Annotated in this window: 1 pseudogene; it reads right to left on the minus strand. The window is 62.7% G+C overall.

The features are described 5' to 3' along the window. A pseudogene (locus tag ACFFNA_RS40615) lies at positions 1 to 264 on the minus strand (helix-turn-helix domain-containing protein); the annotation flags it as partial. Positions 265 to 533 lie beyond the last annotated feature (269 nt).

Consider the following 533-nt stretch of genomic DNA (forward strand, 5'->3'; position numbering starts at 1 on the left):
GTAGCCGCGCTCGCGCACCATCGCATAAAGGCGGCTGGCGGTCAGCGAGGGGAACTTTTCCAGCGTCTGCTCAATGAATGGAAGATACGGGTCAATGATTGAGGCTCTCTGCAGCGGCTTGTGCCGGGGCAATCCCGCCTGGGCCAGAACGCGATGCACCGTCGTGTGATGGACATGCAATTGCCTGGCGATGGTGCCGCAGCGCCACTTCTCGGCGTGATACAGGCGCAGGATCTGCGCTTCCAGTTCGGGGCTGATGGTCATGATACGGGCTCTCCGTCTGCGTAGTCAGCTTCACGGGCATAACGAGGCCCCCGGCGACGCACGAAGCCGGTGCGAACGAACGGCGACAGTCGACAGTCGCAGCGCCGACAGCACGGCGTGGGCATGACCGATGTCGTCGCCCGCCCGGCGACGTCAGCAAAAGCAGCGACGACATCGTTCGAGGGACTGACCAGTAGTGAACCGGCAGGAGATGCAGGTGGAGAATGATGCGTCACTTTATTGTGCCGAGCCCGATATCGTCGGGCCCG

The organism is Mesorhizobium kowhaii, from assembly GCF_042431665.1.
Taxonomy (GTDB): Bacteria; Pseudomonadota; Alphaproteobacteria; order Rhizobiales; family Rhizobiaceae; genus Mesorhizobium; species Mesorhizobium kowhaii.